This window comes from Paraburkholderia sp. BR14374, assembly GCF_040948685.1.
In the GTDB taxonomy this organism is placed as follows: Bacteria; Pseudomonadota; Gammaproteobacteria; order Burkholderiales; family Burkholderiaceae; genus Paraburkholderia; species Paraburkholderia youngii.
Window position 1 is genome coordinate 1 of sequence record NZ_JBFPKF010000094.1, and the last position, 1,640, is coordinate 1,640.

Annotated in this window: 2 protein-coding genes; one reads left to right on the forward strand and one right to left on the reverse strand. The window is 50.7% G+C overall.

What is annotated here, in order from left to right; translation table 11 throughout:
* Positions 1-182: hypothetical protein (locus AB3X86_RS38115; protein WP_368599883.1), on the forward strand; the 182-nt coding region annotated here is incomplete at its 5' end.
* A 68-nt stretch (positions 183-250) separates the two neighbouring features.
* Here AB3X86_RS38115 and metA read toward each other — a convergent pair.
* Positions 251-1,153: a homoserine O-succinyltransferase gene (metA, locus tag AB3X86_RS38120; protein WP_368599884.1), complete on the reverse strand. Its 903-nt coding sequence runs from the start codon at positions 1,151-1,153 to the stop codon at positions 251-253.
* Between the last annotated feature and the right edge of the window lie 487 nt (positions 1,154-1,640).

The following is a 1,640-nucleotide window of genomic DNA, read 5'->3' on the forward strand; positions in this document are numbered from 1 at the left end:
GACCTTTACGGCTACCGGGCCTCTGTGTTGGCTCTGACAAAATGGTGTCCACCACTTCGAAAATGATGGACATCACTTTGATGCCGATACTTGCGGCCGTCTACAACGGCCACCGCGAGCCGCTTACCATCCCGTTTCAATTCTTCGAACTTCAGATTCATATTCCCTCCCGCGGAACGTAAATAAGCTCTTCCGGCACGCGCACCCAATCCACTATGCGCGGACAAATTTGACCCGGCAAACGAGTGATCTAATCTTGATGTGGCTTGATCATGCCAATTTGTTTTATCCAGTTTCCGAAAATTATGTTGGCGTGACTGCGCCAGCAATTGCGCGGCCGAAGATCTTCGCAATCCTCCGGAAAATAATTTGCCGGAATACTTACCCGACCACCAAGTGAACGGTCTCTGAGATACTCGTCTGCCAACGTTTGCGAATCGTACTCTAGGTGATTAAATATATGCAGGGAATGATGGTTCGGGTCATCAAGCAGACACAGGCCTGTTTCCGGCGATTCGATGAGCACACAGATACCGCTGCCTGGTGGGATGTCGGCGCGTCGCATTTCCGTCCATCGGGAGACGGGAACAAAGAGATCGTCTGACAGGCCCCGCAGATACGGTGATGTGGACCCCACGCCTTGGTGCCTGAAGACACCAAAAGCCTTCTCATTCAATGTGTACTTAGGCAGACCGTGGAAATGATATAGCGCCGCTTGTGCGGCCCAGCAGATGTTGAAGCAGCTCAGAGTGTTGGTTTGAGTCCAGTTGAGAATCTGAGTTAACTCGTTCCAATACGCCACTTCCTCAAACGGGATCAACTCAACCGGTGCGCCGGTAATAATAAAGCCGTCAAATATCCGCTCCTTTATCTCTTCCCAATCCTGGTAAAACGACGCCAAATGAATTGCTGGTGTGTTCTTGGGTAAATGACTGGCTATCTTTACCAAGGTGAGGTCAACCAATATGGGCGTTGCACCGAGGAGACGTGCAATTTGGATTTCCGTCTCTATTTTATTGGGCATCAGGTTTAGCAAACCAATATGCAAAGGACGTTCAATCGGCCGATACATAGCTTCGTGCTCCATTACCTTGATGCCTTCTTTTTGTAAAGCAATTGCAGCCGGCAAACCTTTTGGAACCTTGATCGGCATGGAAGCACAACCTCCGTTTCGAAACTACGCGATACCCGCAAGACTGTACGGCATACCAACAACACCACGTCTGACCGACTGCGAGCAAGTTTAGGTCTTCACCTGTTTAAGAAGATCAAGCTGGCTGCGACGCATGCGTAAAGTGCGCCCGTAATCTTCTCAAGCATGGATCTGTTGATCAATACCACGCTTGCGCGATCTGCAAGAAACATATATCCGCAATAGACCCCGACGGAGATCGCCGTTGCCGCAGCTCCCATCGGAACCGCCTGCCCAAGGTAGGAACCGGATGGGCTGATGAAACTGGGATACGTAACTAATGTGGCCAACCACCCCTTAGGGTTCGCTAGAGAGACAATGGAGCTAAAGTCGGAAGTGGTGTACGGGGGATCTGGGGCGGGGAATTGAAGGCGGTGGAGGTTTCAGCTGAGAATCTGATTGTCGAAGTCGGAAACCAGCAAACAACAAACCATCCACCATGAGCAAG